This window comes from Hyphomicrobiales bacterium, from assembly GCA_016125495.1.
Lineage (GTDB): Bacteria > Pseudomonadota > Alphaproteobacteria > Rhizobiales > RI-29 > RI-29.
Genome location: WGLQ01000004.1, coordinates 427,551 through 441,468, shown reverse-complemented (window position 1 = coordinate 441,468; position 13,918 = coordinate 427,551). Strand labels below are relative to the sequence as shown.

9 protein-coding genes and 1 rRNA gene are annotated in these 13,918 nt (G+C 65.8%); 4 read left to right on the top strand and 6 right to left on the bottom strand.

The features are described from left to right. Together GC150_04675 and GC150_04670 are read right to left on the bottom strand one after the other, a co-directional pair. A 16S ribosomal RNA gene (locus GC150_04675) occupies positions 1-372 on the bottom strand; the annotation flags it as partial. Positions 373-951: 579 nt separating this feature from the next. Continuing rightward, on the bottom strand, positions 952-1,353 hold the full coding sequence (locus GC150_04670; protein ID MBI1384185.1) for a hypothetical protein: 402 nt from the start codon (positions 1,351-1,353) through the stop codon (positions 952-954). A 218-nt stretch (positions 1,354-1,571) separates the two neighbouring features. On the opposite strand from GC150_04670, the gene GC150_04665 reads away from it, so the two are divergent. Both GC150_04665 and GC150_04660 read left to right on the top strand, forming a co-directional pair. Further along, positions 1,572-3,596 carry a peptidoglycan DD-metalloendopeptidase family protein gene (locus GC150_04665; GenBank protein ID MBI1384184.1) on the top strand — a complete coding sequence of 675 codons (2,025 nt, stop codon included), beginning with the start codon at positions 1,572-1,574 and terminating at the stop codon, positions 3,594-3,596. Between the two features lie 219 nt (positions 3,597-3,815). Beyond that, entirely contained in the window at positions 3,816-6,350 is a 2,535-nt protein-coding gene (locus GC150_04660; GenBank protein ID MBI1384183.1) for a hypothetical protein, read from the top strand. 151 nt (positions 6,351-6,501) lie between these two features. On the opposite strand, the gene clpB is transcribed toward GC150_04660, so the two are convergent. Beyond that, positions 6,502-9,147, bottom strand: a complete 2,646-nt coding sequence (gene clpB / locus GC150_04655; protein MBI1384182.1) for an ATP-dependent chaperone ClpB — start codon at positions 9,145-9,147, stop codon at positions 6,502-6,504. Between the two features lie 191 nt (positions 9,148-9,338). Between clpB and GC150_04650 the strand changes: the two genes are divergently transcribed. Continuing rightward, positions 9,339-9,803: a DUF4279 domain-containing protein gene (locus GC150_04650; protein ID MBI1384181.1), complete on the top strand. Its 465-nt coding sequence runs from the start codon at positions 9,339-9,341 to the stop codon at positions 9,801-9,803. Next, positions 9,800-10,603 (top strand): MOSC domain-containing protein, encoded by an 804-nt coding sequence (locus tag GC150_04645; GenBank protein ID MBI1384180.1) that lies wholly within the window; start codon positions 9,800-9,802, stop codon positions 10,601-10,603. The genes GC150_04650 and GC150_04645 overlap by 4 nt, the downstream gene beginning before the upstream one ends. Before the next feature lie 46 nt (positions 10,604-10,649). On the opposite strand, the gene GC150_04640 is transcribed toward GC150_04645, so the two are convergent. From GC150_04640 to prfA, 3 genes are all read right to left on the bottom strand, one after another. Continuing rightward, positions 10,650-11,369, bottom strand: coding sequence for a DUF4167 domain-containing protein (locus GC150_04640; GenBank protein ID MBI1384179.1), 720 nt, complete (start codon positions 11,367-11,369; stop codon positions 10,650-10,652). Positions 11,370-11,820: 451 nt separating this feature from the next. Then, positions 11,821-12,825: a peptide chain release factor N(5)-glutamine methyltransferase gene (prmC, locus tag GC150_04635; GenBank protein ID MBI1384178.1), complete on the bottom strand. Its 1,005-nt coding sequence runs from the start codon at positions 12,823-12,825 to the stop codon at positions 11,821-11,823. After that, the gene (gene prfA / locus GC150_04630; GenBank protein MBI1384177.1) at positions 12,818-13,909 is read right to left on the bottom strand and encodes a peptide chain release factor 1; all 1,092 of its coding nucleotides are present in this window, start codon (positions 13,907-13,909) and stop codon (positions 12,818-12,820) included. Before prfA ends, prmC begins: the two co-directional genes overlap by 8 nt. Positions 13,910-13,918 lie beyond the last annotated feature (9 nt).

Here is a 13,918-nt window from a genome sequence, read left to right as displayed (position 1 = left end):
CTGGATCAGGGTTGCCCCCATTGTCCAATATTCCCCACTGCTGCCTCCCGTAGGAGTCTGGGCCGTGTCTCAGTCCCAGTGTGGCTGATCATCCTCTCAAACCAGCTACGGATCGTCGCCTTGGTGAGCCGTTACCTCACCAACTAGCTAATCCGACGCGGGCCCCTCCATCGGCGATGAATCTTTCTCCCGAAGGACGTATTCGGTATTAGCTCCGGTTTCCCGAAGTTATTCCGAACCGAAGGGTAGGTTCCCACGCGTTACTCACCCGTCTGCCACTCACCCGAAGGTGCGTTCGACTTGCATGTGTTAGGCCTGCCGCCAGCGTTCGTTCTGAGCCAGGATCAAACTCTCATGTTTGAGAACTTGATCTGGTACCTCGGGGCGAATCACCCCAAGGTCGTCTTCACGTAACGGGTCCCATATCACACGGTTCGCAGCACCTCACGATGCGCGAACCTGGTGAATATGGAGAAACGTTCAGACACCAGAGTCTCGTGCACCGACCACTTGCGTGGCCAGATCGCCAGAGCTCCGCCGCCTGCGTTTCTCTTTCTTCCATCTACATTGTCAAAGATCGGCCCGACGCTTCGGGCAATCATCCTAGCCGATCTCTTCAGATCAGCAAACCACAATTCGGCGCCGAAGCGCGAACCCTGTGGATTGTTTCGGAGGCCATGCCTTCAGCAGGCGGCGAAGCAGCGTTCCCGCCCGGCGAGCGCTGGATATATGCGGATGCGCCCTGGGTGTCAACAACGTCCGTACGAATCCTGCAAGAAATTTTGCATCGCGCTGTTTTGGCTGATGTTTTTCTGCAACGATGCGCTCGCCGGCGGGCGCGAGCGCCGTGCTCGCTAGCGCCAGCATGTGGATGAAGGCTCCACGTCCCTCTCTCCTGCCTCGCGCAGGCGCCGGGAGCTGTGCGCCGAGCCGCGGCGGTGTATTCGGTTGTCAGTCGGTCGTGCGCTGGCGGCTGCAAAGCCGCTCACCCATCAATCGAGGGATGAGCGTGTCCCTGTGGCCAATCACATCATCTGCCACCTGGATGCCACAAAGCTGCCGGAACGATGACGCGATGCTGCTTCGCTGGAGCCGGTGCAGGGCGTAGCTCGTTCGGCCAGACGAAATCTGTTTGTTTCTATATACTTGCTCAGCGACGCAGTCCACAATCGTTTGGCCCGACAGGGCAGGGGGCGCCGCGATGTCGAGCGGCATGGGTCGAGAGATGGTTCGGGAGCCGACCGAATGTTCGCGGTGGGCGCCCAGCAGTTTGCCAGTGCGGCCACGTTGGGCGCGCATCGGCCGGTCGGGGCCCAGGCGCCATTGGCAGGCCACGAAGTGCGGGTAGGACATCGTGGGCTTCGCGGTCGGCGTTCTCGGAGACGGGAACCGACCCGACAGGCGGCAGGTGACCGGGTTCCGAGGGACGGGTCACCGCGCCATTCGGCCCGCGGTGCCCTGAACGGGGCGGCCGTGCGATGCGTGGGGTGGCTCGCGTTGCATCGGGCGACGGGAATGCGTGGGAAGACAGGGGGGTAAGGGCTTTGGCCTCGAGTTCGCGAAATCTGCCGGTGGTCAGAAAGGGCTCGGGCGCCCTCGTCATCCGCCGACGGCGGCCACCCTCGCCGGTTCATCTCGATCGAATCGGCGGCAAGGCCAGTGGCGCTTTCGCGGGCGCGGGCGAGCACGGCGTGTCCGCCGTCAGCGTTCGATGGATCGCGAGCACATGCATCGCAGCGCTCGTCGGAATCGGGGCGATAGGACTGGCGCTCTACGGCGCGCTCGACATGCAGAGGCCCGAAGAAATGCTCGCCTCGCTCGAGGAGATCGGGAACGAGGCCATGCGTCCTAAGCCGAGCGTCAGCGAGCAGGCGCGAGCACAGCGCACCGCGCTCAAGAAGTCCGCCCTGCTCGAGGCGACCGTGCGAGGGCTGGCAACCAAGCACACGATCCATGACAGCCTGCGGTTGACGCGGAACGGGCGCGAGTTCATCACCATCAAACCCTATGCGCGGATCGTGGCGCGTCTCTCGTCGGACGCCGAGGCCACTGGCGCGCAGATTCCCGCGCTCAATCCGTTCCTGCTCTATGCCGATCGCGGACCAACCGGACAGGCGGAAGGAGGCGATGGTCGCACGCAAGCCCGGGCGGCAGCCGTCAAAGTGTTGGAATTGGTCGGGGGAATCCTACCGGAAGAGGATGGTCAGGAGCTGGCACTGCACGAGGTGACGGCGCTGGTGGCGCAAGCCGGCGCGGAGGATGCGATCGACAGCGCCGAAGAAGGCGCAGCCGACTCGGCAAACACCGGCCAGGAGGCTACGGCCGGCCTCAACGGCGGGGACGTCAGTCCGCTCGGGCCGACACCTCTGCCACCGCGCACGACGGTGCTGGCCAAGAATGTCGTCGATGCCGAGGGGGGCGAGACGCAGGAGGGAGTCGAATCGCGCATTTACCGGGTCGCGGAAGGCGATTCCCTCGTCGGGCTGTTGCGCCGCTCGGGTGCCGAAAGCTGGCAAGCACGCGCGATGGTCGAAGCCGCGCAGGCCGCCGTCGGGGAAGTCAAGATCGCACAGGGCGACGAAGTGCACATGACGCTCGTCCCCTCACCGGTTCGCGACCTCGCCCTCGAACCCGTGCGCATGAGCATCTTCGGGCGGGGGCAATTGCACAAGGTGAGCGTGGTTCGCGAGCAATCCGGCGAATACAAAGGCTCGACGGCCTTCGCGGCCCCCCTGCTGCTCAGCGATAGCGATGGGGATGGTTCGGCAGCAGGACGCGCTACGGTCTATCGCAGCCTCTATCAGGTGACCCAGTCCCAGGGATTATCGCACGATGCGATCATGGGCATCCTGCGAACCCACGCCTACGATACCGATTTCCGCCGCAGGGTGTCGCCGGGCGATGCCGTCGAGGTGTTCTACGATCTCGAGGAGGACGGCCAGAGCGCGGAGGGGCAACCGGGCGAAATCCTGTTCACGTCACTCACCATCGGCGGCCAGACCAATCGATTCTACCGTTTCCGCTCCCCGGATGGCTCGATCGACTTCTACGACGAAAGCGGAAACAGCGCCAAGCGCTTCCTGCTTCTGCGCCCGGTCCGTGGCAACGACGTGCGGTTCACCTCCGGCTTCGGCTACCGCATGCATCCGATCCACCGCCGGCGGCTCATGCACACCGGCGTGGACTGGGCGGCACCGCCTGGAACGCCCATTCTGGCTGCCGGCAACGGCATAGTCGAGGAGTCCGGCTGGAAGGGCGGCTATGGCAATTACGTGCGCATCCGGCACGCCAACGGCTATCAGACGTCCTATTCGCACATGAGCCGGATCGAGGGCTGGGTCAAAAAGGGCGTCAAGGTGCGGATCGGGCAGGTGATCGGCGCCGTCGGCTCGACGGGCTCGTCGACCGGACCACACCTCCACTACGAGGTGCTCGTCAACAACAGTCACGTCGATCCGATGTCGATACGGGTTCCTCGCGGGCGCCAGTTGCGGGGCGATCTGCTGGCCGAATTCCAGCGAGAGCGGCGCCGGATCGACGATCTGATGGGACGCCCGCCCGTGCGCACGCGCGTGGCGCAGGCCTCGACCCAGTAGGCCGAGGAAGGCACGGCCAGAGAGGCGCAAATATCCCGGAGTGTCCGCGATGTCGCGCACCGGTCATGCTCGCGTCTTGCTTTTGCTCAACCCTGTGGTTCATCTCTGGCGGCGGCGCAGGGGTGCTGGCGCTGGCGCATGGAGCGCGTGACTGGACAATCCGCGGGATCGCCCGCATGGGAACCGCGCACGCGAGCGCCGCTCGAAGGGAGCCATTCGATGACGCGGCTTGATCGCCTTCAGGACTTCTTCTCGCAGATCGCAACGCCATTCTACGTCCTGCGCGCACCGCTCATCGCGGCGCTCGCGGCGGCCACCTTCCTTGCCGGACCCGATCAGGCGCTCGAAATCTACCGCGCCCTCGCGCTCGATGCCGGCAACCAGCGCTCGCAGATCGTGCTCGCCATCACCACGCTGGTCCTCGCCTCGGTGGTCATCTGGTACATCGCGCGCAATCTCACGCTGATCTGGCAACAGGGATCGCTCGTCGATCATGGGCTGCAGACGAGGCTGTTGCGCTGGATGCCGCGCCTCATCGGCGCGATACCGCTGGCAGCGGCGGCGGTCGGAATGGTGCGCGCCGCCATGGACATCCCGAAGATCCGCGTTCCGGCCAGCATCGAGCAACAGATCCCGGGGCTGCTCGACGATATCCTCGTCGCGGAGGCCTCGCTCAACCACGCCTACGGCATTCTGACACGGGGTGCATGGCTGATGGGCGGGCTGGCGGTCGCGTTGATCGTGTTGACACACCTGCGCTCATACCATCGGCTCTGGGTCCACGAAAAGCCGAACCCGCTGCTCTTCAGCTTCGGCGTGCGCAGCGTGCTGACCATGTTCGCGCTCGTCTTCTCGCTGGCGCTCGGGGCGTTCTACCTCTTCGATCCGGTCAGCCTCAGCATCGTGGCCGGCGAACTCGGTGCGTTCGCGATCTTCAACATCTTCGTTCTCTGCTTTGCGTTCACACTGGCCTTCCTGACCAACATCTACGATCGCACCAACGTGCCGGTCCTCTCCATCCTCGGGATCGTCGCGATCGTCTCGAGTGCCTACAATCTCAACGACAATCACCTCATCCGCACGCTCGATCGCGAAATGCTGACCGAGACGGCCGGGCCGGAGGCCAAGCGGATCGCCCGGCCGAACATGGAGGACGAGCGGCGGCGCCGCTTCCAGTCGGCGTCCAACGCCTTTCTCGCCTGGCTGGAGGCGCGGCCAGACAAGGAGCACTTCTGGAACCAAGGGCGCGACTATCCGGTCTACATCGTCTCGGCGCAGGGTGGCGGCCTTTATGCCGCCCATCACGCCGCGATCACGTTGGCACGGCTGCAGGATCGCTGCCCCGGTTTCGCCCAGCACGTCTTTGCGATGAGCGGGGTCTCCGGCGGTTCACTCGGGATCTCGCTCTTTTCGTCCCTCGTCAAGGTGGGTGCCGAACCGGTGACCGAGCCCGGCTGCAAGGTCGGGCCGATCGACAACACCTATTACAGTGACGCGGTCGAGCGATACCTCTCACACGACTTCATGGCCCCGCTGACGGCCGCGGGTTTCTTTCCCGACCTCGCCCAGCGCTTCATTCCGTTCCCCATCCAGCGCTTCGACCGGGCGCGCGCACTCGAGGCGAGCTTCGAATATGCCTGGCGGAAGGCCCGGCCGGAGGTCGACAGCAACCCGTTCGCGGAAAGCTTCAACGACGCCTGGACGCCGCAATCGCTGCACCCCGCGCTGATCCTCAACACGACCTGGGTGGCGACGGGCGAGCGGATGGTGTTCTCACCGTTCCACTTTCGGGGCGAGGCAAGCGACAATATCCAGACGCTCGGACCGCTGATCCGCCGCCCCGTGGCACTCTCGACGGCCGTCGGCGTCAGTGCCCGGTTTCCCTGGGTGCTGCCTCCGGCACGCGTCGAACGGACCTATTCGAGGACACGGTTCAACAACGACGACCGCAGCGAAGCCGTCAAGCAGCGCGTGCAGATCCGACAGGAGAGATACGGCCGCGCGCCCGGTGACAGCGTCAGTCTCAGGCTCGTCGACGGAGGATATTTCGAATACTCGGGCGTCGAGAGCGCGCTCGACGTGCTCCATGTCATCGAGCAGCTCCAGGTCCAGCGCGCGCGTCAAGGCCTCGAAAGGTTGCGTGTCCATCCGAGCATCATCGTGCTCGGCAACGACCAGATTTCAGAGGATGCCGTGACATCCGACGCCTTCTCCGGCCAGCGCCAACTGTCGCTTTCGGCTGGAGGTTTCGGGGAGGCGCTCGCACCGGTTCAGGCGTTGCTCGGCTCGCGGCTCGCGCGCGGAAACCTCTCCGTCAATCGGGCCGTCGACAAGCTCTGCCCCGGCTGCTTTCGCTCGCGTCAGGATCGCCGCTCGTTGCCCGGCTTCGACGGCGAGGCGCGCCTTTTCCGCCTCAACCAGACCGACTTTTCCCTCACTCTCGGCTGGCAGCTCTCGGCGGCGACGAGGCGCATCATCGCAACGCACGCCGGCGAGCCGGACAAGTGCTTCGTTGCCCCGCGCAAGCGGAACGACGCGGCCCTGCGGCGCAACGGCGAGGACGGTGAAAGCTGGTTCGCCGAGGTCATCAACGAAAACAACTGCGCGGCGTGCCGCATCGTCTACGATCTCAACGTCGAGCCGCACATCGTTGCGGTCGCGCAATCCAAGAGCGGCATCGATCCGAGCCAGGTCGTGACGCTGCATCCCTACTCGATCAGGATCCCGCCGGGGGGCGGCCTGATCTGCAGGTGAGCCCGTCGCGCGATCGCGCGATCTTGCCGAACAGAAGAGGCCGGCACCGCGAGCGGAGCCGGCCTCTTCTTTTCCCAACGGGCAAGCATGGGGCAAGCTCCGCCGACACGGACCGACGGAACTCTTCGCGAGCCGCTCGGGCAAGCGCCGCTCAGGCGGCCGCGGAACGTCCGTGATCACCCGCCGCCGAAGCATCCCTCGGGGCCGCATCGGTGCCGGCCCCGCGTTCGATACGGAAGGACAGGCCGTCGGTTCCAATACCGACGTGAACCGTGGAGCCGTCCGGCACCTCGCCAGCCAGCACCCGTTCGGCGAGCGGGTCCTGAACCTCCTTCTGGATCACGCGCTTCAACGGTCTGGCGCCATAGGCAGGATCGAAGCCTTTCTCCGCCAGCCAGCCACGCGCGGCATCATCGAGAACGAGCGAAACCTGGCGGTCGGCCAAGAGCCGGCGGAGCCGGGTCATCTGGATGTCGACGATCGCCGCCATCTGCTCGCGCTTCAGACGGTGGAAGAGAATGATCTCGTCCAGCCGGTTGAGGAATTCGGGACGGAATGTGGCGCGGACCACGCCCTTGACGTCACCGCGCACGCTCTCGACGTCCCGGTTCGGATCGGAGAGATATTCCGCGCCGAGATTCGAAGTGAGCACGATCATGGTGTTGCGGAAGTCGACGGTGCGGCCCTGACCGTCGGTCAAGCGGCCATCGTCGAGCACCTGGAGCAGCACGTTGAAAACGTCCGGATGCGCCTTTTCGACCTCGTCGAAGAGCACGACCTGGTAGGGACGGCGGCGGACGGCCTCCGTCAGCTTGCCTCCCTCCTCGTAGCCGACATAGCCCGGAGGCGCGCCGATGAGGCGGGCGACGGAGTGCTTCTCCATGAACTCCGACATGTCGATGCGCACCATCGCCTGCTCGTCCTCGAAGAGGAAATCGGCGAGCGCCTTTGTGAGTTCGGTCTTGCCGACGCCGGTCGGACCGAGAAAGAGGAACGAGCCGATCGGCCGGTTCGGGTCCTGTAGGCCGGCACGGGCGCGGCGGACGGCGGTCGAAACCGCCTTGACGGCCTCTTGCTGGCCGATCACGCGCCGTGCGATCTCGCTTTCCATCCGCAACAGCTTGTCGCGCTCGCCTTCCAGCATCTTGTCGACGGGAATACCGGTCCAGCGCGAGACGACCTGGGCGATACTCTCCGGTGTCACGGCGTCGGCAACGAGCGTACCCGCGCCATCGGTGCCTTCAGCCTCGGCGATGGCCTTCTCGATTTCGGGGATCTCGCTGTACTTGAGGCGGCCGGCGGCCTCGTAGTCGGCCGCGCGTGTCGCCTGCTCGAGTTCGAGGCGGGCGGCCTCGAGGCGTTCCTTCAGTCCCTGCGCGCCCGCGAGGCGCCGCTTTTCGCGCGCCCAGCGCTCGCCGATTTCACCCGACTTCTCTTCCAGCTCGCCGATCTCGCGCTCGAGGCGAGCGAGGCGGTCGCGGGAGGCGGCGTCGTCCTCCTTGCGCAAGGCTTCACGCTCGATCTTGAGCTGCATGAGGCGGCGGTCGACCTCGTCGAGTTCCTCGGGCTTGGAATCGACCTGCATGCGCAGGCGGCTCGCCGCCTCGTCCATGAGGTCGATCGCCTTGTCGGGAAGGAAACGGTCGGTGATGTATCGGTTGGAGAGCGTGGCGGCCGAGACGATCGCGCTGTCGGTGATGCGAACGCCGTGGTGCATCTCGTACTTCTCCTTGAGGCCTCGGAGGATCGAGATGGTATCCTCGACGGTCGGCTCGGAGACGAAAACGGGTTGGAAGCGGCGGGCGAGGGCCGCGTCCTTCTCGACATGCTTCCTGTATTCGTCGAGCGTGGTTGCGCCGACGCAGTGCAATTCACCCCGCGCGAGAGCGGGCTTCAAAAGGTTCGAGGCATCCATCGCCCCGTCCGCCTTGCCAGCGCCGACGAGCGTGTGCATCTCGTCGATGAAGAGCACGACATTGCCCACCTCGGCCTCGATCTCCGAGAGCACGGATTTCAATCTCTCCTCGAACTCGCCGCGGTACTTGGCGCCCGCGATGAGCGCGCCCATGTCGAGCGCGAGGAGCTTCTTGCCCTTGAGGCTCTCGGGCACATCGCCCTTGACGATGCGCATGGCGAGCCCCTCGGCGATGGCGGTCTTGCCGACGCCCGGTTCGCCGATGAGAACGGGGTTGTTCTTGGTGCGCCGCGAGAGCACCTGGATGGCCCGCCGGATCTCCTCGTCGCGCCCGATCACCGGATCGATCTTACCGCTTGCCGCGGCCTCGGTGAGGTCACGGGTATATTTCTTCAAGGCTTCGAAGGACTGCTCGGCAGAGGCGCTGTCGGCGGTGCGGCCCTTGCGGATCGCCTCGATGGCCTGGTTCAGCCGCTGGGCGTCGGTGCCGGAGGCGGCGAGAGCCCGCGCGGCAGGTGTGCCCTGCTCCATCATCAGAGCGAGCAGCAGGCGTTCGGACGTGACGTAGCTGTCCCCGGATTTCTTTGCGAGTTCCTCGGCGCGGGCGAGGAGCTGGACGAAAGCACGGGTCGGCTGGGGATTGGCCGCCGCCTGACCGGAAACCTTGGGGTTCGCGGCGAGCGCGGCGTCGACGGCCGCGAGGGCCTTGGCGGGATCACCGCCAGCGCGGCGGATGAGGCCGGCCGCCTGCCCCTCGCCGTCATCCAGCAGGGCCTTCAGCAGATGCTCGCTGGTCAGTTGCGGGTGACCGTCGCGGTAGGCGATGGTCTGGGCGGACTGCAGAAAGCCGGCAGCACGCTCGGTGAGCTTGTCGAGGTTCATGGTGTCGATCCTTTCCGGCGCGCCCGAGCCACCCAGACGGCATGGGTCGGGCGCCACAAATCAACGTTTCGGCCGGGCATCCCACGAATGCAGACACCCATTGGCCCAATTGAATATAGTGTCGGTTGCGACCTCAGGAAGAGGGGCGAGGGGTCATTTCACCCCGAACGCGCCGAGCCGGGTGTAGGCCGATGAACTACGATGATGCCTATCCGACCTGCCGCGAAACCTTCGCGACTTTTCGCGTGATCACATGCGCGCACGATCGCGCAAGGATCGACGCCTCGATGGCTGGCATCACGGCGACCAAGGTCGTCGAGCGAACTTCGACGGGGCATCTCGCTTGGCTGTGCCGCACGAGAGGGCAGGTCGACTCGCGTGACGTGCGCCGGCACGTCGACTGGTTGCTGGACTTGGTCGAGCCGCGATCCGCCGCGCTCGCCAATCTCGCCGGCGAGGGGGCGGAGATCGATATCTTCTGCTACTGGCTTTCGGCCAGCGGACATGGCGGGCCAACCCTGTCGCCGGCCCAGCTGCGTAGGCTCGCCGCACTCGGCATCGAGATCGCGTTCGACGTCTACTTCGATGACGAGCCGAGCGAGCCGGTCCATCTGGCGGCCGAAGCCAGCAACGACGAGGAGCGCGAAAGGCCATGAGTGAACCCGTCGTCGCGGCGATCGAACGCTATCCGGTGAAGGGTCTCGGAGCGCAAGCGCTCGACGAGGTCGTCCTCGAGGCGAACAGCATGCTACCGCTCGACCGGGTCTATGCGATCGAGAACGGCGGCGGGCGTTTCGATGCTCTGGCGCCGCGCCATCTACCCAAAGTCAACTACCTCATGCTCATGCGCAACGAGCGCCTCGCGACGCTCGAAACCTCGTTCGAGGAGGAGGGGCACGTGCTGACCATCCGTCGCGCCGGGCGACAGGTGGCGCGAGGCGCGCTGTCGACGAGCATCGGGCGCCAACTCATCGAGCAGTTCCTGGCCGCCTACCTCAAGTCCGATCTACGGGGTGCGCCGCGCATCGTCTCGGCCGAGGGTCACCACTTCTCCGACTGCGAGAGCCGGTGGCTCCATGTCGTCAATCTCGCGAGCGTGCGTGATCTCGCCCGGATCGCGGGCCGTGAAATCGATCCTCGGCGGTTCCGCGCGAACCTCTATGTCGACGGGATACCGGCCTGGCAGGAGCACGCATGGCTCGATTGCGGCATGCGGGTCGGTGCCGCGCACATGCGGATCGTCGCAAGAACGGAACGGTGCGAGGCGACCGACGTCGATCCCTCCAGCGGAGCGCGAGACATGTCGATCCCGCGCCTTCTCGAGCGAACGTTCGGGCACACGGATTTCGGTGTCTACGTGCGTGTGGCGGAGGCTGGACGGATCGCGGTCGGCGATCCGGTGAGCATCGGCTCGTCCGCACGGCCGGCGGCGCGTTGCGACGACGCGGCGCCCTGATTCGGCAGGATGGCGCTCGCGGCGAGCGCTCCCCTGGGTGGCGATGTCAGCTTTGAACGGACTCGCCCGTGCTGACGACCGGAGCGTCGGCGGCACCCTCGCCCTCGTGAGAATGGGTTCGGGGGCGCGAATGGGAGCGGGTTCGGCGCTGACGCGAACGATCGAGCCGCTCGCCGCCGCGCTCGTGGCGTTCCCCACGCTCACCGCGCTCTTGACGTTCTACGCGCTCCTGACGTTCTCCGCGATCCTGACGCTCACCGCGCTCATGGCGCTCACTGGAGCGGTGTTGCTCGGCGTGTTCCGTGGACGCCATGGGCGAGCCGCCCGGAATGGCCTGCGACGTGTGGCCGAAGGCATCGTGCACGACGGGTTGCTCGTTGCGACCCGGAATATGCTCCATCGCCGGTTCGTCGTCGCCGTCCATGTCGTCATCGTAGTCGTCATCAGTGGAAAAGCCGGCCTCTCCTGGCCTTCTCGGCCGGTGCTGGCCATTGCCGTTGGCGTCCATTCCGGACCCGTGCGTGTGGGCCTGGGCCGCCATTATGATGCGATTGTAGTGCTCGGCGTGCTGGAGATAATTCTCGGCCTGGACGAGGTCACCGGACGCGAGCGCATCTCGCGCCAACGAATTGTACTTCTCGGCAATGTGCGCGGCGGTGCCACGAATCTTCACGTCCGGGCCGTTCGATTCGAAGTTGCGGCTCAGTGGATTCTGCGGCTTGCGGCCACGGCTGCGGCCGCGGCGGTTCTGCTGTCCTTGCCTCATGGGCTTTCGGGACTCCTGCAATTTCAACGAACAAATTCGTTCTCGCTCTGCGCGGGCTCGCCCGCCAGAACCCCGGCGCGCGTGGCGCGCCGATCCGCTTGCGCTATGCCAAGCGTCGGCGGTTCAAGCCGCCCGGCGCAATGCGCACAGCCTCACAAACGCGATAGGACTGCTCGCGGTCGACAGCGCTTGCCAACCCCCTTGGCCGCGGCTCGATCCGTCCCAGCGATCGTCCAGTCCAGGTCCTCCCTCGCCCCGTTTCGCTTTGCCGAGAGGCCCGGCGGTTCTGCAACCAGCCGAGAGCGCGCGACAACAGCTATGGCGACCTGGACGTGATTTGGCTCGCACGTACGACCGGAGATTCTACGAACAACTACCGCGTGCGGGTTAAGTTCTCGTATTCGAAGCCGGTACGGCGATTCCTGAACCATACGCTAACCGGAATGCTCCCTCATTCCAACTGGTTTCTGCAACACGCTGTGCGAATGATCACCAACAAACGTTCGATACCGGCGAGATCGTGATGTGTCGGTGCGCCACGCGGCATGATTGCAAGGCCGGCAGCCAGAACGATCGATTCGACAAGGTCACCCTGTCCCTGCCCGAATTCGAACAACGCTGCCCCATCGGGCGACAGATGCCGGCCGATGCGCGAGACGATCGCCCGGTAGGCCGCCAGCCCATCCGGCCCACCGTCGAGGGCCACGCTCGGATCGTGGTCGCGCACCGCAACGGCGAGTTCGACCATCTCTCTACTCGCGATGTAAGGCGGATTGGCGACAATCAAATCATAGCCTCGAGCGTCGGCGACCGGATCACCCAGGGCATCGAACCAGGAGCCGGCGACGAAGGCGATGCGGCGGGCGAGATCGTGGCGCACGGCGTTGCCGGCGGCGACCGCCAGGGCCGGGGCGCTGATGTCGACGGCGGTGGCTACGGCATCGGGGAACAGCTCGAGAAGGGCGAGCGCGAGAGCGCCCGAGCCGGTCCCGAGATCGAGGATTCGCCGCGGCGCGCTCAGGCGGCCCGTTCGCACGAGTTCGTCGGCCGCAACGATCAGCGTCTCGCTATCGGCGCGCGGGTCGAGCACGTCCGCGGTGATCCGCAGATCGAGCCCCATGAAGGCGCGCCGTCCGAGGATTCTGCTCAAGGGTTCACCGGCGAGCCGGCGGGTCAGCATCATCTCGAGGCGCCCGGCGGCCGGCTCCGCCAACGGCTCGGCGGAGGCTGCGATCAAACGGGCAGGCTCGAGCCCGGTCGCCTCGGCGAGGAGCTGGCGCGCCTCGAAAGCCGGAGCGTCGACGGCGACGCGTGCAAGCTCGGAACGCAGGGCCGCGAGCGTGCGCTCGAGTGTCGGCGGTGTCGCGGCCGCCATCAATGAGCGGGCCCATCCCTCGAGCGCACTGGCCGCCTGGTCGCAACCTGCGCCACCCGCAGCGACGTCCGTCTCACGCATTGGCGCCCTCGGACTCCATGGCGGCGAGCTGGCTCGCCTGGTGGTCGGTGACCAGAGCGTCGATGATCTCGTCGAGGGCAACACCGTCGAGAACGGCTTCGAGCTTGTGTAGAGTGAGGCCGATGCGGTGGTCGGTCACGCGCCCCTGCGGAAAGTTGTAGGTGCGGATGCGCTGCGAGCGGTCGCCGGAGCCGACCTGGCCGCGGCGCTGTGCCGCACGTTCCCGGTCGGCCCGATCACGCTCCATTTCATAGAGGCGGGCGCGCAGAACCTGCATGGCGCGGGCGCGATTCTGGTGTTGGGACTTCTCGCTCGAGGTGACGATGAGGCCCGTCGGCAGGTGCGTCAAGCGAACGGCGCTGTCGGTGGTGTTGACATGCTGGCCACCGGCACCCGAGGCGCGCATGGTGTCGATGCGAATATCCTCCGGGCGGATCTCGATGTCGATCTCCTCGGCCTCGGGCAGGACGGCGACGGTCGCGGCGGAGGTATGGATGCGGCCGCCCGATTCGGTCGCTGGAATGCGCTGCACGCGGTGAACCCCGGATTCGAACTTGAGCCGGGCAAAGACGCCGGCTCCCCGGATGTTCGCGATGATCTCCTTATAACCGCCGATGGCGCTCTCGGAGACGCTGATGATCTCGGATTTCCATCCCTTCTCCTCGGCGTAGCGCTGGTACATGCGAAAGAGGTCGGCCGCGAACAGGGCTGCCTCGTCGCCGCCGGCGCCAGCGCGAACCTCGAGGATGGCGCTCCTTTCGTCGGCCGCATCGCGCGGCAGGAGGTGCACGCGAAGCTCGTGCTCGAGCTGTTCGATCCTGCGGGTGGCCTCGCCGATCTCGCCCTCCGCCAACTCGCGCATCTCGACGTCCGTCGCGGCATCGTCGATCAGGGCCTCGAGATCGGCATGCTCGCGGCGGGCGGAGCGCAATTCGCCGATGGTCGCCACGATCGGATCGAGTTCGGCGAACTCCTTGGAGAGGCGCACGAACGTCTCCTGATCGGACGAGGACGACAGCTCGCGCTGAATGAACTGCCAGCGCGCCACCAGCCGCTCCAGCTTGTCGTCGGGAATCGATGCCATCAATTGACC

Bases quoted from the DNA above. Each gene is read 5' to 3' on its own strand.
- GC150_04670 (MBI1384185.1), bottom strand. From the start codon at position 1,353: ATGTCCTACCCGCACTTCGTGGCCTGCCAATGGCGCCTGGGCCCCGAC.
- GC150_04660 (MBI1384183.1), top strand. From the start codon at position 3,816: ATGACGCGGCTTGATCGCCTTCAGGACTTCTTCTCGCAGATCGCAACG.
- clpB (MBI1384182.1), bottom strand. From the start codon at position 9,147: ATGAACCTCGACAAGCTCACCGAGCGTGCTGCCGGCTTTCTGCAGTCC.
- GC150_04650 (MBI1384181.1), top strand. From the start codon at position 9,339: ATGAACTACGATGATGCCTATCCGACCTGCCGCGAAACCTTCGCGACT.
- GC150_04645 (MBI1384180.1), top strand. From the start codon at position 9,800: ATGAGTGAACCCGTCGTCGCGGCGATCGAACGCTATCCGGTGAAGGGT.
- GC150_04640 (MBI1384179.1), bottom strand. From the start codon at position 11,369: ATGAGGCAAGGACAGCAGAACCGCCGCGGCCGCAGCCGTGGCCGCAAG.
- prmC (MBI1384178.1), bottom strand. From the start codon at position 12,825: ATGCGTGAGACGGACGTCGCTGCGGGTGGCGCAGGTTGCGACCAGGCG.
- prfA (MBI1384177.1), bottom strand. From the start codon at position 13,909: ATGGCATCGATTCCCGACGACAAGCTGGAGCGGCTGGTGGCGCGCTGG.